The organism is Ohtaekwangia sp., from assembly GCF_036568665.1.
Lineage (GTDB): Bacteria > Bacteroidota > Bacteroidia > Cytophagales > Cyclobacteriaceae > Ohtaekwangia.
This window is the reverse complement of sequence record NZ_DATCSD010000389.1, coordinates 38391-61131: the sequence shown is the minus strand read 5'-3', so window position 1 is coordinate 61131 and position 22741 is coordinate 38391. Positions and strand designations below refer to the sequence as shown.

Annotated in this window: 18 protein-coding genes; 4 read left to right on the top strand and 14 right to left on the bottom strand. The window is 43.2% G+C overall.

The window, feature by feature from the left end; genetic code table 11:
* Positions 1 to 33 precede the first annotated feature (33 nt).
* Entirely contained in the window at positions 34 to 2829 is a 2796-nt protein-coding gene (locus VIN08_RS22895; protein WP_331970317.1) for a S8 family peptidase, read from the bottom strand.
* Between the two features lie 129 nt (positions 2830 to 2958).
* On the opposite strand from VIN08_RS22895, the gene VIN08_RS22890 reads away from it, so the two are divergent.
* From VIN08_RS22890 to VIN08_RS22875, 4 genes are all read left to right on the top strand, one after another.
* Positions 2959 to 3756 carry a M57 family metalloprotease gene (locus VIN08_RS22890; protein WP_331970314.1) on the top strand — a complete coding sequence of 266 codons (798 nt, stop codon included), beginning with the start codon at positions 2959 to 2961 and terminating at the stop codon, positions 3754 to 3756.
* A gap of 374 nt (positions 3757 to 4130) precedes the next feature.
* Complete coding sequence (locus VIN08_RS22885; protein WP_331970311.1) at positions 4131 to 4718, top strand: TetR/AcrR family transcriptional regulator; 588 nt, start codon at positions 4131 to 4133, stop codon at positions 4716 to 4718.
* 748 nt (positions 4719 to 5466) lie between these two features.
* A complete protein-coding gene (locus VIN08_RS22880) occupies positions 5467 to 6450 on the top strand; it encodes a lipid A deacylase LpxR family protein (RefSeq protein WP_331970308.1) in 984 nt (327 codons plus the stop codon).
* Positions 6437 to 7081, top strand: a complete 645-nt coding sequence (locus tag VIN08_RS22875; protein WP_331970306.1) for a hypothetical protein — start codon at positions 6437 to 6439, stop codon at positions 7079 to 7081. The genes VIN08_RS22880 and VIN08_RS22875 overlap by 14 nt, the downstream gene beginning before the upstream one ends.
* A gap of 15 nt (positions 7082 to 7096) precedes the next feature.
* Here VIN08_RS22875 and VIN08_RS22870 read toward each other — a convergent pair whose 3' ends face one another.
* From VIN08_RS22870 to VIN08_RS22810, 13 genes are all read right to left on the bottom strand, one after another.
* Positions 7097 to 7960, bottom strand: coding sequence for a phosphatase PAP2 family protein (locus VIN08_RS22870; protein ID WP_331970304.1), 864 nt, complete (start codon positions 7958 to 7960; stop codon positions 7097 to 7099).
* A 79-nt stretch (positions 7961 to 8039) separates the two neighbouring features.
* Positions 8040 to 8657, bottom strand: a complete 618-nt coding sequence (locus tag VIN08_RS22865) for a sterol desaturase family protein (protein WP_331970301.1) — start codon at positions 8655 to 8657, stop codon at positions 8040 to 8042.
* A 5-nt stretch (positions 8658 to 8662) separates the two neighbouring features.
* Positions 8663 to 9220: a DUF4833 domain-containing protein gene (locus tag VIN08_RS22860; protein WP_331970298.1), complete on the bottom strand. Its 558-nt coding sequence runs from the start codon at positions 9218 to 9220 to the stop codon at positions 8663 to 8665.
* A gap of 5 nt (positions 9221 to 9225) precedes the next feature.
* Positions 9226 to 9939: a CDP-alcohol phosphatidyltransferase family protein gene (locus tag VIN08_RS22855; RefSeq protein ID WP_331970295.1), complete on the bottom strand. Its 714-nt coding sequence runs from the start codon at positions 9937 to 9939 to the stop codon at positions 9226 to 9228.
* Between the two features lie 51 nt (positions 9940 to 9990).
* On the bottom strand, positions 9991 to 12579 hold the full coding sequence (locus tag VIN08_RS22850) for a DUF5686 and carboxypeptidase-like regulatory domain-containing protein (protein WP_331970292.1): 2589 nt from the start codon (positions 12577 to 12579) through the stop codon (positions 9991 to 9993).
* Positions 12576 to 12944: a GtrA family protein gene (locus tag VIN08_RS22845; RefSeq protein WP_331970289.1), complete on the bottom strand. Its 369-nt coding sequence runs from the start codon at positions 12942 to 12944 to the stop codon at positions 12576 to 12578. Before VIN08_RS22845 ends, VIN08_RS22850 begins: the two co-directional genes overlap by 4 nt.
* 5 nt (positions 12945 to 12949) lie before the next feature.
* Positions 12950 to 13396, bottom strand: a complete 447-nt coding sequence (locus VIN08_RS22840) for a phosphatidylglycerophosphatase A (RefSeq protein ID WP_331970286.1) — start codon at positions 13394 to 13396, stop codon at positions 12950 to 12952.
* On the bottom strand, positions 13393 to 14718 hold the full coding sequence (locus tag VIN08_RS22835; RefSeq protein ID WP_331970284.1) for an inositol-3-phosphate synthase: 1326 nt from the start codon (positions 14716 to 14718) through the stop codon (positions 13393 to 13395). Before VIN08_RS22835 ends, VIN08_RS22840 begins: the two co-directional genes overlap by 4 nt.
* 49 nt (positions 14719 to 14767) lie before the next feature.
* Entirely contained in the window at positions 14768 to 15754 is a 987-nt protein-coding gene (locus VIN08_RS22830) for an NAD(P)-dependent oxidoreductase (protein ID WP_331970281.1), read from the bottom strand.
* A complete protein-coding gene (locus VIN08_RS22825) occupies positions 15751 to 16872 on the bottom strand; it encodes a hypothetical protein (protein WP_331970278.1) in 1122 nt (373 codons plus the stop codon). Before VIN08_RS22825 ends, VIN08_RS22830 begins: the two co-directional genes overlap by 4 nt.
* Positions 16869 to 18077 (bottom strand): serine palmitoyltransferase, encoded by a 1209-nt coding sequence (gene spt, locus VIN08_RS22820; protein WP_331970275.1) that lies wholly within the window; start codon positions 18075 to 18077, stop codon positions 16869 to 16871. The genes VIN08_RS22825 and spt overlap by 4 nt, the downstream gene beginning before the upstream one ends.
* A gap of 437 nt (positions 18078 to 18514) precedes the next feature.
* Positions 18515 to 19801 carry an acetyl-CoA C-acetyltransferase gene (locus VIN08_RS22815; RefSeq protein WP_331970272.1) on the bottom strand — a complete coding sequence of 429 codons (1287 nt, stop codon included), beginning with the start codon at positions 19799 to 19801 and terminating at the stop codon, positions 18515 to 18517.
* 311 nt (positions 19802 to 20112) lie between these two features.
* Complete coding sequence (locus VIN08_RS22810) at positions 20113 to 22464, bottom strand: GAF domain-containing protein (RefSeq protein WP_331970269.1); 2352 nt, start codon at positions 22462 to 22464, stop codon at positions 20113 to 20115.
* Between the last annotated feature and the right edge of the window lie 277 nt (positions 22465 to 22741).

Genomic DNA, 22741 nt, shown 5'->3' with positions numbered 1-22741 from the left:
GAAACACATACCTGCTAAAATAACCGTGATGCTTTACTTCACCACCAACCGGCCGGACGCTACGGGCTTGGCATGACGAAAGATTCGATAAAAGTATAATCCCTGCCGGAGGTCAGTAACCGGAAACCGGAAGAACGATCCGTACACTATTTCCCGCTTCGATACCTTGCCGTTGGCATCATAAAATTCGATCGCCAGATCATCGCCATCCGTGAGCAGCACTACTTCCTGTTTTAAAGCATCTACCGGGTTGGGATATACCGTAAAGGTCTGATCATCGCTATAGTATATCTCCGCTACTTCGGTATAAATACTGGTGCCATCATTCAATTGTATTTGTACTCGATAATGATTGGTGCCACGTTGTAATGTTGCATCGGTATATTCATATACAGTGCCATTGATCGCAGAAACTTCATTCAATGCCATATATACTCCATCCTGTTCCTTCTGAAATGTTACATTCGCTATATTATAGGTTGTGCTCAACTCCAATGAAAGCTGCGATACATTTGCCTCGGTAAGTAAAGCCGAGAACGTGCTGTAATAACAATTTACACCTTGTTCATCGTATCGATAGGTTAATCCGTGCAAAGCCGTTTTACCTTGTATTACCGGGGCCACGGCATAGTATAGCGAAGGGGTCAGCTGTTTTTCAAAAATATAGGCTGTGTCGGTAGTAAGTGTAACCGGCTCCAGGTATTGCTCGCCTAACTTCCATAGTTGATATTGCTCTGCATTGGGAATCGCATTCCAATTCAACATTACGTTATCAGTACAATTAAAACCTACTTTCAGTGGCATGGATGGCGCGATGGTAAATTCATCGGAAGTAAAATATATACCTCCTATCTTTATACGGGCAGTCGCTGTGTGTAATCCTTCGGGGGCAGTCCAGGTATAAAATCGGTCGGCAAGATTTACCGAGCCGGCAATCTCTGTAAAACCTGTGTTGTCTATATTTACTTCGATCGCGGCTGTTCCGGTATAGGACGTATTCCATCGAAAGTATATATCGCTTCCAGCCTCCGTTGCATCAATCGCAGTCGGATACGTCCAGCGAAAAACATTCGCAGTGTCAAGCCAATAAGCTATATGAACTTCCTGTGCAGCATTCGTGAGTGTCGGAGCCGCAATATCCAATGTATATATACCCGCCTGCGGATCGTCAATGGTTATATACTCTATATTATTCAAGTGATCTTCTTTTCGCGAAGCAGGCAATGCCAGGGAATCTATATGAGGATAGTGATGCAATATCCACGGCAACCATTGCTTACCGCCAAAAGTAATTTTACTGTCAAGATCATTTATCAGCGCAGCAGCATCGCCTGCTTCCGCTGCCGGATCATTCCAGACAACGGCCAGACGCAAAGTATGGATGTCAGCCGGTACAGTAATCGAGAATTGCTTTGCGCTGTTTTGTTTTATGGTATCGCTGATAAGTGTCTGAGCTTTTACAAGACGAACAGCCCTGTCTGCATTTACAGCTCCATAACCGGATATATAGTCGATACCTTCTTTACCAATATCATCGGCCGAGGCTATTAATATAGCTTTTACCAGCGCTGCTGGTGGACGAACCTTATAGGTGTTTTGATATGCGTGCTGTATCAGAGCACTGATGCCCGATACCATCGCAGCAGCATCTGAAGTACCTTCGGGTCCGTAGGCCACAAGCTCCGGCTTAATGCGTCCGTCATACGCAGGACCACCGGAGTTACGCGCATCGATGGTGTTATCTTTACCGGTAGCACCTACCACCAGTATATTTTTGGCCATCTTCATATTACCCGTCAGATTAGCATATCCGGGTATTCCGGCATATATACCGGTAGTACTTACCTCCGCTCCCGAATTTCCGGCCGAGAACACATGAAGTATAGCTGGATCTTCATTCATGCTCACATCGTAGGCACGTGCTTCAGCTCCATATATATTCTCGATCGTAACACCATATGAATGATTTTGAACAGAAATACCTTGTCCCTGCAACACAGCGTTATCGTCAGGCAACAAATTGTCAAAGCTGGATGAGGCGACATGACTCTTCCAGACTACACCTTTTGTGTTGGGCATCGTATTACCACCTCCGGCTATAATGGTGGCCATTTGGTTGGCATGCTGCGATGTTGTTTCATTAGCCAGCTCTGATTCCTGCACGCGTCCTTTCAAATCTATATCTGTATTATCGATTGAGTTTTCCTTTACAGACAGTGTAAAATTTTCCCCGTTCAATTCCGGGTATATATTATGAACAACATTTACCCCATTTATACTTATATCCTGAAAACTGTTAGACGACTCTTCACTTGCCTGATTTTTAGCATGACCTATAAATGATACTTCATCACAATTCAACAGTGCGTTCAAACCTGCATCTGGTTGCAAAAAACGGATATATATTACCTTCGATGCTGCGTGCATATTCTCTATAGTATAGGATATACCATGCAAATCTAAATAGTGTTTAAACGCTTGTACGTCTTGTACGCGCACGGAGAGTATATTTGCATCAACATTCTGATTTATAAAGCCTGGCGCCAGCTTCCACAGGTTATTGTGCATATAGTTTATCTGCAAACGATTATTGCTTTCAACGTTTCCATTAGACAAACACAGGTAATTATTTGCCGATAATGCTTTTGCAAATTGTATAGCACCCGATTGCAACAGTCTATTTACTTCTTCGCGCGAGGCATTCATAGTAAAATATCCATTACTCCGCAATACCGGATTTATAGTGTCATACCGGATAAATCCGGGTATAGATTGACTATATATAGAAGTATAAAACACTGTAAACAAAGCAACGGCAATAGTTCTCATAGGTATATATTTACCAAAAGTATATATCTATAAATATAAATTTCAATTTATACCTATAAAAACTTGATCGGTAAAACCTAAATGCCTTACTTGATCGCATTATTAACCATTACCTAAATTTTAAAGCCTATGAGAAAGATGTATGCTACATGCAGCATGGCTATTCTATGCGCCATGTTCTCTTGTCAGGAACAAGAATCTGCAAAAAATGAAGTCCCCAATGATGTTGTCGTCCAATTGTCAAAAGCAGGGTTTGATACCAGCGAAGGTTTATCGCTGCGCCCTGATGGTAAATTTCTGGTAGAGTATGATATACTCCTCTCGAAAGAACAGATTGCTTCATTGGCAGAACCTGTATCGATCGGTGCTTCTGCAGATGAAGAACATTACCGCACCACTAACCTGGTGACAGGTACACCCCGCACTATATATGTATATATGGATGCCGGTTTTGGAACCTATATGCAAACTGCGTTCACTACAGCGTTGAGCCGGTATAATGCATTGGGCCTTACACTAAATTTCCAGAAAACAACCAGTGCATCTGCTGCCGACATTCAGATATTGTCGTTCTACGAAGTAAGTTCAACACTGGGCTTCAGTGCCGGCTTCCCGAGTGGTGGCGATCCGGCAAGCCCGATCCAGCTCAATACGTATTACTATAACAACTCATCACAACGTGCTGATGCTACTACGGTAATCGCTCACGAGATCGGTCACGCTATCGGTCTGCGTCATACAGACTATATGAGCCGCCGTTATAGCTGCGGCACCGGTGGCAGCGAAGGTTCTGCTGGTGTAGGAGCAATACATATATCCGGTACGCCTACTGGTCCATCTGCTAACTCCTATATGTTGGCATGTTCCAGCGGAGCAGACCGTCCGTTCACCACAGCTGATAAAACAGCTCTGACAACTGTATACTAGGTTAATTTGATTCTCCGGCCGCCATGTTCCCCATGAGGAAATGTGGCGGCCTTTTTCCATTAACTGTTTACCGGCACTTTCTGAATATTTACCAGAGGGCAGTTGTTTCAACGGATAAAAATTGATTTTACTGGTTGAGCAGATACCCTGATATTACTTCGGAGTATACCGAAGATTCATACCGAACTCTTTTCCCTTCTTTCGCTACTCTCCGTTTATCGTGTGCCCCCTACACAATGATGTAGAATTTATGACCTTTGCCGGAAGAATTTAGAGTATTCTTAATACAATTAGAAGTTTTCGATTATTTTTGGACTGAAAAACGGATAGAGTCTAAAATTTTAACAGTCGAAAAAATTTCAGCAGTTGTGACCATGACAAAGGATGAAGCGATACGGGCGGAGGTTCTCAAAGCCGCACGGACACTTTTTCAACGCTATGGCTTTTTGAAGACCACCATGGAAGATATTGCCAAGGCTGCAGGCAAAGGAAAAAGCACACTCTATTATTATTACGCCAGCAAAGACGAGATTTTTGATGCCGTGATGAAAGAAGACATGGAAGAGGTGCTGGGGCTGACAGATACCGCCATTGAAAAGGCGCCCACTGCTGAAGAGAAATTGAAAACCTTTACGGTGAATCGCATTAAACTGCTCATGCAGAAAGCCGCTTTATATAGTGTCATCTTCGGAGAGATCTCCAATAATCCCAACCTCATTAAAAAGATCAAGAAGACCTTTGAGGCGAGAGAACAACAGGTACTCAAAAACATTTTGCAACTGGGCATCGCGAATAAGGAATTTAAACCTATTGATGAGCGCGACCTGGATGACCTGGCGTATGTAATGCTCTATGCTTTCCGGGGCATTGAAATGGGACTGATAGAAGACAACCGCATAAAGAAAATTGGCGACAGGCTGGAGATTATTCTCGGGTTGTTAGCCAACGGCTTTAAAAAATAATCTTTTTTTGAAACTATTATCGACTAAAATACGATATAAGTCTAATAATCCAAATATAGTACATGTGCCCCCTGCACATACAATGAAGAGCATTTAACTACACTATATACAACAGTATAGTTACTCTTTGCTCAGTAACTATACTATAGGATACTGCCTTGAGCCTGCACACAGCACCCCTACGCAGGTTTTAGACACAAAAGCTTATTGAAATGTGTTCATGAAAAAGTTACGGTTCAGATGAACTAAAAAAATATATCTGAAGCCTGACACTTTTCTTCAACCTTGGTGGTTAGGATACGGCACTGGTACATATATAGGTCTAGGGGTAGCCTTGTATCAGTTGCCGTTCCTTCTTACGAAGGATGAAAATTATATAGATGTTCTTTCAAAAACTTAGGTGAAGTTGGAAAGAGATATATCGGTTGCAGCAGAAGTGTTCAGAGGGGTTATTTCGCTGCAGCCGGTGATATCTTCATATACTTCCAACAAAGTGTTTGAAGGAAAAAACGAAAAGATTATCATCAATGAAAGAGAAATATACTACGCTTGCTACAATAAGCCGGAAGGCCGGACGACTATAACCGTATAACTACGTGCCCCTTTGATTTTGCAGGACCAGCGGCAATATATACAATGCCGGAGGCTGGTCCATGGTTTGAACACTGTCTGTTCAATTCGCACCCCACATATATACAATACATCATTAACCAACACTATTTGCTTACACTCTTTACATCTCTCATCCATGCGTGCCGCTATATTACTTGTGATGATGACCTCTACAGTCGTCCTCGCGCAAACGCAACCTCCTAAGTTACTCCGCCTCTACGAAGAAAACGATCTTTTTACCCTGCACAATTCCGACAGGGGCTATACTAATGGAAGTCGATTCGATCTATACTATCAACGCCATAAAAAACCGCAGACCATCCTGAACAGCCTGTTGCTGAAAGCAGGCGACAGTAGTGTAAATACCTATAGCTGGGGATTTATGCAATCGATGATAACACCTTCTAATCTTTCGGCCACAGAACCTGATCCACACGATTATCGCTATTCTGGATCGCTCTATATATCTCATGCATTACACTCGTCTAATCCTGTAAAGAAATACCTGATCCAAACCGAATGGATTGCCGGCATTATGGGGCGTTATGCTTTTGCCCGACAGACGCAGACGTATGTACATAAACTCACCAACAGTCCGAAACCTATGGGCTGGGATCACCAGCTATCTTCCGCCTTGTTGCTGAATGTGAATTTGAAGTATGAAAAATCGCTGATCGAGAAACGCCACTTCGAAATCATTTACGGTGGTGATATGTTTGTCGGAACCATGATGAATGGCATTGCAGCACATACTACTATTCGTGTAGGGAAAATGCCTGGCTACTTTACCGGCTACATGGATCAGTTTACGGCTATGCCGGGAGGTGAAAAACTGAAAGCCTATATATTCGTGCAGCCGTCCATCGGAGCCATGGCACACAACACTATGATCGAAGGCAATATATTTCACGGAGGTATATTTAAGGGCGATCGCAATCCGGAAAAGAAAAATTCAGATCCGAGCCTGGAGCCGCACCATCACATGACGTGTCTGGATATGGGTGGCGTGATTGCCTACCAGGGTATTGGCGCTTCATTCACCTATAAGATACTGTCTTCTTTTGCCAGGACTCTTCCAGGACAAGCCGTTGGAAATATATCGCTCTATGTACGACTATAATCACACCGATATCTCTATAGCCCGACAAAAAGGAAACAGCGACATGAAGAAGCGAGTTGTTGTGCTGGAAAGTAACCCACTCCTGTTAAAACGCATTATTGAAGCGATCGAGAATACAACGGAGTGGGTAGTGGCAAACTATTATCGTTCTATAGCAGAAGCTTTGCCAAGAATAGCGCGTGATCAGGCAACATTATTTATTGCAGATGTTCCTTTACATGATTATGAAACATTCCGGAAGTTCACTATTCTGAAGAGTAAAATTCCTTTTACCAATATCGTTATCCTTCACGATCAGAATAAACCGGGAGATCTGCTTACAGCATTACGACTAAGTGCCGGAGGCTATATTTTGCATGAGGCCTTTTTGGAAGATTGCGACATAACCCTGGAAAGTATATTTCATGGTGGTTTGGTGATCAGTGCTGCTATTGCAGAAGACCTGCATGAAGTATATATGGCTTACAGCCACCTTTTCAACGAGCAGCAGGCGATAGCAACATCACTATTAATAAAAGGGAAAAATTACGAAGCTATAGCACACACATTGGAGATCTCCATCGAATCGGCCAAGCGTATTATTTACGATACGTTTACATTGCTGGAGGCAGAATCGGCTATCCGTATCTGAAATACATAGACGTAATTACTGTTGCGTGATGGCATCACGGTAACGATTCATCCATCGGCTGAATCTGTTACTCTTTTGCAACCATTGAAAACCGGCTATACCAATAGAGGCTGTCAATATACCTGCTAATACATCCAGCACATAGTGATGCGAAGTATATACTGCTGCAAACCATATCCCCACTGTGATCACCACAAAAATTGCATTGAGCCATCCTGCTCTGTACTTGATACCCACATAGGTAACAATTAACGGATAGGCAGAATGCAGGGAAGGCATGGCCGCAAATACATTCGAGCCTTTTGCATAGAGCGAAGAGAATATATGTACGTTAAAGAACTGGTCGAAACGAATAAGACCTGCCGTATTACCGGGTGTAGCCGGGTTGAAATCAAAACCAAAATTCTGCACATACCAGGGAGGTGCGGCAGGATATAAATAGTATACAACAAAGCCCAGCAGGTTCACCAATAAAAATGTAAGGGCAAATTCCAGAAACTGTCCTTTATCGCGATAGAAAAGATAGCCGGCAAACAAGAGTGGTACGGGTATCCAACATAAGTAAAATATACCGGTTAATACATCCAGTATAGTAAAACTGTGTTGTTGCCAAAACTCATTGGGAGTAAGCAGTGTACTACCCTGTACAATACCAAATATACTCTTCTCTGCATCGTACAGATCCTTGATGTGAACAAGGTTGAAAGCATAATTCGGAAATGCTTTCATATAGTCATAAATGATCCAGTATACAATGAAGATCGAGAAGCCGAGAATGAAACGCCTCGAGGTAGATGTAGCGAGGTATAGAACACTAAACAAACAAGCGAGAAACAACTGATCTGTCTTAAAACCGATCAGTAACCATGATAAGAGCAAGTATGCTAGGGAAACAGTGCATGCTATTAAAACATGCCGAAGTGTAACGTTCAAGGGAGGTGGATTCAGGTCTTTGGTATTATTTCTCAAAATCGGATCGGAATATCTTATCCCATAATGCCGAGCTTACACCATATCCTCTATCGGGCTCAGCATAATGATGCTGCATGTGGTGTTGCTTGATCTTTTTCATGATCGGATTTCTGAACGTAAAATGATGCATGGCATAATGCGATATATCATATATCAAATACCCGGTAATGAAGGCGGCAAAGAAACCATATACATATCCGACAGGGATCAACCACAAAAATAAAAAGTAAAATGCGGTAGCCAAAGGTATACTTACCGATGGAGGCATTACGAGACGTAAACGATCGTTGGGATAATCATGGTGAACACCGTGGAATATAAAATGAAGACGCAATCCCCATTTTGATTTTGGTACAAAGTGAAATACAAAACGGTGAAGCGCATATTCAGTAAGCGTCCAGAAGAAAAGTCCCGCTGCAAAACTTGCTATAAAAACCAGTATGGTATTATTCGCTACGGCAAATGCTCTCCAGGAGAAATATACTATAACGGGTATGAATATATAGAGAGGTACAGTGAAATGTACTTTCGAAAAGGCTTCGAGGAAATCACTCTTGAACATCCGGGTTGACTCCTGCGAATTGGAAACAAAAGTTTTCTTCATTGCACTTATGGTTTAAATCGTTCAACTATCTCGCTGCCGGTATCAGGGTCTACTCCTTTTACTTCAGCACACACTACATTCGGCAACCAGAAGGTACCTCCTTCGATCTGCAAAAATACGCGCGATACTTCTATCTTCTTTTTATTGATTGTAGCATGAATATGATACTGGTTATCGCGTGAAGACTTTACTAAATAGAACGGCATTTTTTTATACGACACAAAACGCAATTCAAATTTACCGTTGCCCATATCCTCCGTCTTCAGTCCGTAAGCATAGTTACGCTGTATATACGATAGCTCTTCGCGTTGTCCTTCTTCCTGGTAACGTATCCAATATGGATGCACCGGTTCATCTTCATTCAGTTTACCATCACTTTCTATATTGAGCGCATACATAATGGTGTTGGTATTGGGTGTACGCTGAATATAGAATAACGTCTTCTGATCTGACGGAGGCACCGGAAATGTTTCCTGATTCTTGCAAACGCAGGACTCTTCCGTAACAACCGGATCGGATGTTAATGCACCAACAAAGAACAGACTGATAAGAAAACTGATCATCGCTATTATTTCATTTCTTTTATTTCCAGTGCCTTCTTCGATTCACGCAACCTGTTGATGGCGGTGATGTTCGTAAGGACAGCCATTATCGTTAATGGAAAAGTGAAAATGGATATCGTTTCAAATACATGGAACGGAATACCCGGTATAAATAATTTATAGTCACCACCGATAAGGCTTGCTGTTATACCACAAGCAATCGCTGTTACACCTACTGTTACTACACGTTCAGGACGTTGCATCAATCCACCTTTACATTCTATACCAAGACCCTCTGCACGTGCACGCACATAGCTCACCATCATAGAACCTATAAGCGCGATGAAGGCGAACAAGGAACTGAGAAAATAATGATGCCCGATAAGATAATAACATATACCGAGGAACATAATGAGTTCGCTGTAGCGATCCAGTACCGAATCGTACAACGCTCCGAAAGTAGAGCTCATGTTTCCCAATCGTGCTACCTGGCCATCCAGCATATCAAAAAGACCTGCAAACAAAATGAGGCCTCCTGCCCAGCCAACATACGAAAGGTCGCCACGGTTCCCCTCCTCTGCTCCTAAAATAAAAATAACAGCTACGCCTACATTCAATAGCAAACCTGTAGTAGTAACCGCATTGGGCGTGAACCCTATGCGTATCAAAAACTTTACAATAGGATTTATGACTTTATAGATAAGCTGCTGAAGAACAATTCGGATCGGTTGTCTTTCCATACCTGTATTATTTAAAGACTTGTGTGCTACCTCACTCATACGTACGCTATATTAAAAGTCAAATTTGAATCTTCCTCTGATTCCCCACTTGGCCACTTCGGGGTGATCGTAATACGATAATCTTTTTACCAGATCGAAGCGCAGCAACTTGAAGATGTTGGCTATGCCGACACTGGCTTCCATATAAGGTTCCTTCTGCAGCGAGTATGTTGTGGTTACTCCCTCGCTGTTTACCGGGAACAGGAACTGGGCATTGTTATACTGCGGATTGTTTTCGTTGCGTATGCTTCCATACAATATCTTGAAGGTCATAACCTCGCGCCATTTCAATTTCTTGAACAACGGAATCTTGTTGAAAATAAATCCATTGAAGTAGTGATCGAAGCTTACGCTCACATATTTATCACTCACAAACTCGAGGAAGTTCATTAAGTTATATGACTGCAGCTGATATGAGTATGTTTGGTTGGCACGGTGAATAGCCAACAGCGGGAATGGTACTTTTCCAAATATATACCCACCTTCTGTAACAATGTCGGTATAGCCAAACTGCGAAAGATATACGCGCTTGTAAATATTGAGTGCCACGTTCTGGTAGTTATACTGGCTGCCGAACAATCCTTTTACGCCACCGATCATACGGAGGGTAAATATAGGATAGCGGTTTGGAATAGGTATACGGTATAGTTTACCCTGATAGAATTGTTCGTTTGGAGCCCAGCGAAGTTCCAATGAAAATTCAGTCGTTGTTACTTCCGGTATGGTTCGTGTTGTTTCGCTCTCCTGCACATTATACTGCAAGCCACCGGCTGGTGCCTGCTTCCAGTTCTTGAATCCAAGCCGGTAAGAGAAATGACTGTCGAACTCATTGAGGTATTCAACATTCCAGATGTCGTTGTATAACCACTTGTCGTTTACACCACGCTTGAAGGAAAGTAAGAAGTTGTCCTCCTGTATAAACTGAAGTTCCTGTCCGGGAATCTTCATGTCGTGTTGAAAACTTACCCGCAGCGATTTTACCGGGAACTGCCAGATCGATTTACCGGTAAAGGAATACGTGGCACCGAGGTAATACTTCCAACGCTTGTCTTTAAAGCCATAAGCTCCATACGTTTCGAAATATAGTCGCTCACTTAACTTCGTAGTAGTTCGCCCGCCTACACGAAGCCTGAATCCTTCTACCGGGTTAAAACTATAGAATGTATTTACCGGCCCGAGTTCCCACCAGCGGAAGTTCTTATAGCCCGCGAGTAACAACGTGGCTATATCCATAGTGCGCCTGAACGAGGGCATTTTCTGTAAGCTATCTATATTCTGGTATACTTTGGATTCGGCATGCGACAATGAATCATGGCGATGCTGCGACCAGTATTGTTCATTGGCATTCGTATCGGGCGAGAGTGCCGCTGCTGCGCCTTCTTCTGCCTCATAAAAGCTATCGGAGCGCGGATGGTTGATGGTAAAATTCTTATACGATACCGTTCGCTCGCCATATATACCTCCCCGATCTTTCGATATACCAAAGTCAGCACGCATGCGACTTTTCACTACGTGATATTTGTTGTCATCGCCTTTTTCAAAATCCTGTTGTATATATAGCTCGCGTACCCAGTTGAGGTTAATGTTTTTATTCACTGTCATATCAACCTTCTGCACAGCATAGTTACTATCGAGTGTAACATAGATCTTTCCCTGAAAGAGGAATCCTCCTGCATCGCGCGGTACAAACACCAGCTCGGCCAATTTCGGAGTTACATCTTTAATGGTATCGGTTATATAAAATTTATAGAAAGTAGGCGACAAGTCCGCAATCGGGCTGAGGAACTGGTTGGTAAGAATGGTAATGTTATTATTATAAATATCTATGTCGTTATACAGGTAGTTCAGATACGTGCTCAATCCCTGATTATCAACATAATCATCGAAGCTTACTTTCTGATGCGCTTTCTTTACAGTACGTTTCTTCTCGGGAGATTTTCTATAGTACTTATCCGACAGTGTCTCCTGCAGATATATAGGCAGTAGTATTTTTCCTTCAATAGAAGTAGAATCAACATTATCGAAGAGCCATTTATACTTCTTGAAGAGTTTACGTTGTTTGAATTTATCAGAAACGTTGCTGAGCGACATCTGCAGCTTTTCATACTCTTCGTATTCCAGGTAGTTATAGCTGCTCATCCGGTTCTGCTCTTTGTGTTCGATCATTTCGCGCACAAGGTCAACGGCCGGGTTATTCTTGTTACGATAACGTTCTTTTCTGTTATCGCCTGTTACTTCAATTTCTTTTAATACAGTAGCTTCAGGTTCGAGGCGTACGTTCAACACATTGGCTTCACCATTCTTTATGTTACGCGTAATGGTTTTATAACCGATGAACGAGAATTGAACCTGCGTGTAGGCTTCCGTTGTGTGTATCTTGTAAGTCCCGTTCACATCCGATACTGTACCAACGGAAGTACCGGCAAAGATCACGTTCACAAATGGAATGGGATCTTTAGTATCTTTATCGGTAATAGTACCGGTTACGGTCGTTTGCGTTTGCGCATATAGAGATACCGTTGCGCAAGGTAAAAGCAAGCACAGGATCAACCATCTCCGTCTTTCTATCAACAATTTTATCGTGTCCTGAACTAAGCTCATTTGAATACAAAATATTTCTGCATGGGATATGTATACACAACGCTGGTCAATACGGAGGCCGTTACTTTTGAAACGAGATAATTTACTTTCAGGTGATCCGTAAAAACAAAAACCAAAAAGGTTGTCAGAAATACATACCCGATCCAAACCAATCCATAGCGGATGATCTGGTATACAATTGCTTTATCTGAATTAAATACCCATCCTCGTCCGATTGCAAAATGTGTTACTGCACCGGCTATATTTCCACTTACACTGGATACGGTATAGGGCAGCCTTACGATCTCTACAAAGAGAATCATTACTGCGGTATCTACCAGCCAGGCAAAGAAAGATGCGCCTTGCGCTTTTATAAAAGTTTGCATACCTGCTATAGCATGTATCGTACGAAGATTTGCATAACGATGTTTGCATAGATGCCGGCCGCTATATCGTCCAGCATAACTCCCCACCCTCCGGGCACTGCTTCCAGTTTCCGGATATAGAACGGCTTGAGTATATCGAATGCCCGAAAGAGCACAAACCCTGCCGCGATAGTGATCCATGTAAGCGGTATAAACAAAAGCGTTATTACCATACCGGCTACTTCATCGATCACAACACGGCTGCTGTCTTTTCCCCACTCGCCCTCTACACCGTTGGCTGACCACACGCCTATATCTATAATGATCAAGGATATTAACAGCATCACGCCATTATCAATTCCCGCAGACATCAGTATTAAAGCACCGCAGCAGACTGCTGCTGCTACGGTGCCTCCACCTTTCAGGTAACCGATTCCACCACAGGAAGCGATAATTTTGTGGACACGACTCACAGAGCTTCTACCAGTTCCTGGTAATAGTCAAGCCCAAGGTGCGTGATCAAGTCTTCACCCATCATGTGACGCAGCGTGTTCTGCAGCTTGATGAGTTGTTTAAATATATCGTGCTCCGGACGAAGGTCTGGTGCTGTTTGTGGCGACTTGAAGTAGAATGACAACCACTCTTGTATACCACTCATATCTGCACGTTTCGCGAGGTCCATGAACAATGCTAGGTCAAGTACGATTGGTGCAGCCAATATAGAGTCGCGGCACAGGAAGTTGATCTTGATCTGCATCGGGTAACCCAACCATCCGAAGATGTCGATGTTGTCCCAGCTTTCTTTGTTATCACCGTGCGGAGGGTAGTAGTTGATACGGATCTTGTGGTATATATCTCCGTATAGCTCAGGGCTTTGCTCCGGGCGAAGTATATCTTCCAGCACACCCAGTTTAGAAACTTCTTTTGTTTTGAAGTTATCCGGATCATCCAATACAAGACCATCGCGGTTACCCAGTATATTGGTAGAGAACCATCCGCGTATACCCAGTGAACGTGCATGCAAACCAGGAGCAAGGATAGTCTTCATCAGGGTTTGACCTGTTTTGAAATCTTTACCTCCTACGGGTACATTGTTTTCTTTCGCGAGTTCAACCAATGCAGGTATATCGCAAGTAAGATTAGGCGCACCGTTTGCATAAGGAACACCTTTCTTGATCGCAGCATACGCATAGATCATACTTGGCGAGATCAACGGATCGTTGTTACGCAATCCATCCTCAAATGAATATATAGATTGGTGTACAGGAGCTTCTTCGATATACTTCTCAGTTGATCCGCACCATACCATTACCAGACGATCGCAGTTATTTTTTGCTTTGAAATCATCGATGTCTTTCATTACAGCAAGTGCCAGATCATATTTCGTAGCAGCTTCTTTAATGTTTGTTCCATCGAGGTTTCTGATATAGGTTTTATCGAAGACAGCTTTCATCGGCTTGATACGCTCCAGCTCTGGCTTGATAGATTGCAGAAGACCAAGCTCCAGTACTTTTGCATTTACAGCAGCTTCGTATACGTTGTCTTCGTAAACATCCCAACCTCCGAAAACTATATCATTGAGTTCTGCCAGCGGCACGAAATCCTTGATCTTCGGATAACGATTCTCCGTTCTTTTTCCCAAACGAATGTTACCGGTTTGCGTGAGCGAGCCTACAGGTTGTGCGAGACCTTTTTTCACAGCTTCCACACCTGCTATCATCGTAGTGGCTACTGCTCCAAGACCTGGAATGAGCACACCTAATTTGCCATTGGCATCTTCAATTTGCTTTTTCATAATCGTCTTCTATAAATTTTCTATTATCGCTTTAGTTGTTTGGCTGCCTCTACAGCCACTTATTTTCTTTATACCACTGTAGTGTTTCCGCCATGCCATCTTCCAATGTATAGCGGGGGCTAAATCCTATGTCGTTTTTGAGCTGCTCAATATTGCATGACCAGTCTGCTGCTGTTAACTCACTCAACTTCTCGCGACTGAGTATAGGTGAGTTACCACGCACAGCTCCTATACCTTCCTGCACAAGCGCTAATGCCTTTACTACCGGCAGCGGCAAATGAACACGAAGTGTATTCTTGTGAAGTATCTTTTTTACAATCGTGGCCAAGGCATAGCGATCGTAGCCGTAGCCATCTGCTACGAAGTATGATCTATTGCTTACTGAACTTGTCAAAGCCTGTACCGTAACAGCCGCGAGGTCTTTCACATAAATGAAGCTCAACGTCTGGGGTATACGCCCGATATAAGGTTCGAAACCTTTGTTGATGGAATTGATCATGATGAATATATCCCGCTCACGAGGTCCGTATACAGCCGTTGGCCGCAACGTTATCAGCGGAAGATCTTTCAATGCAGCGAGGTAGGATTCTGCCACCAGTTTGCTCTTGCCATAACTGGTGAGTGGTGTTGCTTCATCTTTCTCTGTAACCGGCAAGCCTGTACGCGAAGGGCCCCAGGCAGCCAGACTGCTCATGAATACAAATTTCTTCAGTGCTATATCTGCTTCACCAGCCGCGAGCGCCAGGTTGCGCGCGTATTCTGCATTTACTTTTACATACTCTGCAAAATTCGGAGCTTTTATAGCACCGGCCGCGTGAATGATATAGTCATACTTCTTTTCCTGTAACTCAGCCTTCAGCAAGGGTATATTCGTGAAGTCGAGTGTGGTGAACTGTATTGGAAGTGTTTTCAGATGATCGATCTTACTCGAGGAGCGAACTGCAGCAAATACCTCAAGGCCTTTCTGCAGAGCCGCTTCGATGAGGTGGAAACCTACGAAGCCACTGGCTCCTGTTATCAGTACACGTCCGCTCATATAGCCTTTTCAAAAATCCTGTAGCGTTTATAAGGTACGCCATTGATCTGCTGAAGAGCTTTATTCATCAGATCATTCTCTTCCAATATCCATGACGCTTCAGCGTACTCAAAATTCTTCTTGCGATAAGCATTGATAATTGAAGCATAGAAGCAGGCTTCTATACCCGCCTTGCGGTATTCTTCAATAACACCAAGTGTGATAATGCGTATACCGTTGATCTTCTTCAAACCAAACAGCAACTTGAACAAGCCGAATGGCAAAAGTCTTCCGCGTTTGATCTTGATCAATACCTGATTGATATCCGGAATGGCCAACGCAAAACCTATAAATTTCCCATCCTTCTCTGCTACCAGACAGAAGTCGGTATCGAGAATCATCTTCATGTCTTTGGCCAGGTAATCAAATTCACTTTTCGTCATCGGCACAAAGCCAAGGTTTTTATCCCATGCGGAATTATATACCTCGCGAATTTTAGATGCCTCTTCGTTAAAGTTCTTTTTATTAACCGGTCTGATCGTAATGCCGCGGTTCTTCAAACGCTCGGTGAGTGCCTGCTGCAATCCTACCACGCGATCATTATATCCGGATTTACCAAAGAGATAGGCCAGTATATCTACCTTCTTGCGAAAGTCAAGTTGATCGAGCAGTGTGCTATAATACTCTTTATTATAGGTCATCATCGCTGCTGGCGGAGAATCGAAGCCCGATACCAGCATACCGCATGTTTCGTTGGTAGAAAAATTAACAGGCCCTATAACAGACACTGCTCCTTTTTGCTTTAGCCATGCCGTTGCTTCCTTGAATAATTGAGAAGCTACTTCGCCATCATTAATGCAATCAAAGAATCCAAAGAAGCCATCATTAACGTTATTGAACGTGTTATGATTTTTATTCAGAATGGCAGCGATTCGTCCTACTATTTTCGGACCATCGTAGGCCAGAAACAATTGCACTTCTGAATGCTCATGAAACGGATGCTTGCCTGGTGTTAGCAGGTCGCGCTGCGCAATGAAAAGTTCAGGCACGTAATTCGGATCGCTCGCATAAAGGTCGTGCTGAAAATCAATAAAAGCCTTTATATCTTTTTTACTGCTGGCGGCAACAACACGTTTCATTTAATCGGCTCTTTTATATTGACAATACCCACACGCTTGAAAACTTTTGAGATTTTCTCAATAGCTTCTTCGATCTGACCGAATGTGTGAGTTGCCATAAGCGAAAAACGAAGCAGGGATGAATCCGGTGGCACTGCCGGAGATACTACCGGATTTACAAATACTCCTTCCTGCTGAAGCATGCTTGTTACCAGGAATGTTTTATTGTTATCCCGCACATAGATCGGGATGATAGGACTTTCTGTTGGACCGATATCCAATCCTTCTTCGCGAAGCAGGTGCATGGCATAATCTGTATTCTTCCAGAGATTGTCCATGTGATGAGGTTCTGTTTCGATCAGGTCAAGCGCAGCAATAACGCTGGCGGCAGAAGAAGGGGTCATACTCGCGCTGAATATCAGCGAACGTGCATGATGTTTCAGGTATTCGATCGTATCGGAATCAGCTGCCACAAAGCCTCCGAGGGAAGCCAGCGATTTGCTGAAGGTACCCGTGATAATATCTACTTTTTCAGTAAGGTCGAAGTGAGAAGCTGTACCGGCTCCTTTTTGGCCGATAACGCCCAGGCTATGCGCATCGTCTACTACAACAGTAGCTCCGAACTGATCAGCAAGTGCCACGATCTCAGCAAGTCTGGCAATATCACCTTCCATGCTGAAGATACCATCTACGACAATGATCTTGATGGATTCTTCCGGAAGAATACTGAGTTTCTTCTGGAGATCCTGCATATCGTTGTGCGCATACTTTACTACGCGTGAGAATGAAAGACGTGTTCCGTCAATGATGGAAGCGTGATCGTATTCATCAAGTATGAGGTAATCATTACGTCCTGTAAGAGACGACATTACGCCCAGGTTAACCTGAAAACCAGTGCTGAAAATAAGAGCATCTTCTTTACCGGTAAAGGCTGCAATTCTGCGTTCCAGTTCAATGTGAATATCGAGTGTACCATTCAGAAAGCGAGAGCCGGCACATCCGGTTCCGTATTCTTCAATGGCTTTTTGGGCTGCTTCCTTAATATAGGGGTGATTCGTCAGACCGAGGTAAGAGTTAGAACCAAACATCAGCACGCGTTTTCCTTCGATAATTACCTCGGTACTTTGTGCAGATTCGATTGGTCTGAAGTAGGGATATATACCTTTTACCCTTGCCTCTCTCGCTGTGGTGTAGTTAGCGACTTTTTTCTGTAGTGGTTTACTCATGGTTTGACGATGTTATACGAATCTGTTACGAACGCTTCCGTTTGTAGTCGTGCCTCCGTGAAAATTTATTGTAGAATATTTTTCGAACGATTTCGTTTTTGGGTCTAAAAGTAGTAGAAGTTTATTTACGTTGGTTTAATGCAAGGGTAAAAATTTTTTAACATGTTTATGCAAACGCTTGGAATGGCCCGGAAGTTCCACTCCACTTCAACAAAAACCCTGAAATCTGTGGTGAAACCGGTATAATACAAGCCATCTGTATCCATTTCACACAAGTAAAATTGTACGAATGGATGTATTTCCAACGTATGCATAATCGTTATCCCCGACCTTGCCGTGCCCGTCAAAAAATTAACCCAATATTTTAGACGTTCAAACATAATTTTATAAGTGGCTCTTTAGCTTTCGTGCTATGACATATAAGGTGTGCTTTACCCCTATGCCGGTTTTTCTATTATCATCGTTATACCCTGCCCACCGGCTGCGCATACCGATATAAATCCTCTGCCAGTCCCTCGTTCATGCAATAATTTAGCCATTGTAGCAATCACTCGTCCTCCGGTGGCGGCAAATGGATGACCTGCTGCCAGGCTGCTTCCATTCACATTTAGCTTCGAACGATCTATAGCTCCAAGTGGTTCATCAAAGCCGAACTGACGGGTGAGTTCTTTACTCTCCCAAATTTTGAGCGTGGCCAGCACTTGTGCAGCAAAGGCCTCGTGTATCTCATAAAAATCAAAATCCTGTAAACGCAAACCGGCCCTTCGAAGCATTCGGGTTGAGGCGTATATGGGGGACAACAACAGGTTTTGTTTGTTATCAATATATTCAATTGCTGCGAGTTCAGCAAATGTTATATAGGCAAGAATCGGCAAACCGTATAAACGTGCCCAGTCTTCGCTGGCTAATAGTATACATGAAGCCCCATCCGTTAGTGCTGATGAGTTGCCGGCTGTTAAAGTACCATGTGCTTTATCAAAGGCCGGTTTAAGTTTAGCCAGCTTCTCCAGGCTTGTATCAGCACGCATGTTGTTATCATGTGTTAAACCGGCAAAGGCCGTGGTCATATCATTAAAGAATCCTTCGGTATAGGCCTTTGTCATTTTTTGATGACTCTCCAAAGCAAATTGATCTTGCTCTTCGCGCGATATACTATAATATTTTGCCGTGATCTCGGTATGGCCGCCCATCGATAAACCTGTGCGGGGTTCTATATTCAACGGTGCTACGGGGTATATATCTTTAAAACGTATATGGGCAAAGTGCTGCAACTTCTCCCCTAAGCGCTTGGCGTGCCTGGCATGTAAAAGGATTTTTCTGAGGTTTTCGCCCAATACCAACGGAACATTGCTGGCAGAATCAACTCCGCCCGCTATACCTGCTTCTATCTGCCCCAATGCAATTTTGTTGGCTATATATATAGCACTCTCTATACCCGTATCGCAGGCCTGTTGAATATCGCATGCCGGTGTTGCACGATCGAGCGATGTACTCATCACACATTCGCGCATCAGGTTTATCTCAGCACTATGTTTGATCACTGCACCACCCGCTACTTCTCCAAGCAACAGTCCCTGCAGGTTGTAACGTTCAATCAGCCCGGTAAGCGCAGCCACCATCATGTCTTTATTACTGGCTTCTGCATATACTGTGTTCTGGCGGGCAAACGGTATCCTGTTATACCCGACTACAGCAACTTTACGCACTTGTTTACCCTGCAGCATATAGCTGAAGTTAATAGATATAGACCTCTTATCAAAGCGGGGTCGTGATCGGTTAACCGTTATCTGTTAATCGTTATCTGTAATACCATTAACGAATAACTATTTAAAAAATTGAATAGCGAACAAGGAATATTGATCAACGAATGTTGAAGAGGAAATACATCATTATCTGTCCTGCACTTTTTACGATTAACGAACAAAGAACATCGATCAACAAATGCCGAAGAAAATACTTACCCTAACTTTTTACGAATAACGGTTAACGAACAACTTTATCCCACAAGTTATTGATGCTATTTCAAAGATATACCTCAATTATACCGTACACCAACTCGCAGTGCCTTCAACCGGCTTACACCCTGCAACTCTTCCAGTTCTAAAAATTCCAGGTTGTCGTCCAGCAGTCCTTGTTGTTGAAGCTCGCCTATATATTCAATATACTCCTGTGCTTCGAGAGCATTCAGATATACCAGGGCGATCTTGCCGGGTTGTGTGAGGCGTTCTTGTGTGTCTTTGATTAACACTTTATCGATGCGTTTCTTGATCACCTCGTACCGAATATTATAAGCACCTTCTACATCAAAACGTCTCTCATCATTGCGGAAGCTGATGTCGATCTTGTGTGCATGCATAAATATCAGCTGCGTAGTGTGCAAGGGTCTCTCCATCGCTGGCAGAAGTTGTTGTGACAAACGTGCTACTTCGGCCATTGACTGTACCTGCCATTTGCGCAGGTGCTTCAGGTATGCATCCTCAAAAACTTTATCATTCGTGATCGATTGACCGATATATATATCATACTCGATTCCATCCGTGCGGAACTTCTCAAAATAGAAAGGGTATATTTCCTGCAACTCCTTCTGTGCATTCTCAAAATACTGGTTGAGGCTGGTATTGATATACTGTAACGATGACTCTAATTCGCGTCTGTTACGAAAAGCCGCACCATCGTGCTCTTTCAAAGCATCAAAGTATGCATCAATCAACGGTTGAGCTGAGGGCACATCGCGATGTACCTGGCGGAGATATGGATTTACTTCCTGCTCCAGAAAATTGTTCAATGCAATTTCATCTTTGGTAGTCATATACCCGTTGATGTGGTCGGACCAGCGACTGCATCCAAACATCAACGATTTGGTGGCATGAAGGTCTCCACTTTCTTTCAGTTTACGCAGTGTCTCTGTGAGAAGCGCTAGTTGAAATTTGATATCTTCCTGTATAGCGCGGTTTCGCTCAATCGTAGAGTTACGAATATCCACAGCACCATATAGCGGGTATACATTGTCGAACCGGATCGTTTCGATCTCGGCTGTTTTCAAATCATTATAGTGATGCTGTAGATGTCTCCAGGCAGCTTCGTTGAACTTCCACTGCACAGCCGGCTGTAAAGGCGTAAATTTATCGCGAACAATATTTTCGATGGTGGTATTAAACGCATCGCGACTATATTTCAAAAGCTGTGCTACCAATGGTATAGCTTCCTGGAGTTTTGAGAATAGCTTCTCATCAAACAATACATCTCTCCGTGAAAATACTTCCAGTACACCAGTCAACTCATTGTGATAATATACCGGCAACAAGGCATACGATTCTATATCGGTAGTTTTAAGAATAGGCAGTATACGTTCAGTCGATGTTACATCAGATGCTATCTTGTTCAGGATGATCACCCGCGGGTTCTTCTCGTAGTTACTCACCAACGAACTAAACACCTCTTCTTTCATTCCCGACTCGCGAGCCGCCTTCATCAGCACACTTTGAATACGATCTTCCTTATTGGCAAACACGGCTCTACCATTCACACCAATCATGGGCACGAGTCTGAACTCAACGTGTTCATTACCCGTCATTGTCTGGAGTGTTCTGGCTATAAGGCTATATTTCTCGGCACTATACGTTTCATTCGCAATAGCATCACGAATTTTATCAAGCGCATATTGCCCGGTAATGTCTTGTAGGGTAATGATCGAGAAACCTTCTACATGGAAATTCTCCAGCGGGAGTACTTCTTTCAGCATACATACCATGGCTTCCGTGCCGCCACCATCGTGCAGGTAAGACGACATGGAGTCAAACTTCAACTCGGGCAATTCTCCTTTTACCCGTATATCTATAAATTGAGCATCGACATGCACCTGGTAAAACTTCACCAGGTTGGCATCGGCATCTTTATGCTCAAAGATCATATCATTGCGTTGGCTGGCAGATATACCGTAGAACCTTTCCAGTATCAGGCGATATAAGAACTGTACTTCGTGTTGGCCACACGCACCGGGTTGTGTTTTTTCACCCGGTTGTTGTCGCGTATTTTTATCAGCAAGAAATTGTGAGAAACGACTGGTACTGAAGATCAACGCACCGGGTATGGGCGTGCTTAATCCCCAGAAAAATTCTTTTTCATCCGCAGCAAGCGGTGTCAGTACAAAGTATACAATCTCCAGTAACTCGCGAAAGCGCGCTATATCTTCAGGAGCGATGGGAGCATTCCAGGCAGATTCTTTTTCAAAACGCTCTATAACAAAACGATAGTATTCAGATTTAACCGTGCGCTCGGTCTTCAGACGTTCCTTCAGATAGCGCAGAAATGGTTTAAAGGTTAACGCAGCCGTTATGGAAGAGGGTAAAGAATCTTCATCATGTATTTTCATTAAGGTGGTTTGCATAGTAAACGTCTATCAATCATTGATAACCAAAGCAACGGTATGTTTAATTCCATTCAACTCAAAAAAATTCATACAGAACAAACCGAAACTATGCTTTCTACAATTTATCAGCAGTTCAAACGTATGAAAACAATTTTTATGTAAAAATTGAATATATCCCCAAGATGGTTACATCATCACAAAAAGTTTACTGGTCTTTGCTTCGATCAAGCAACACACCACTATACCGTCCAATAAAAAAAGGTTCTCTATATCCACAACTGGATATAAAGAACCT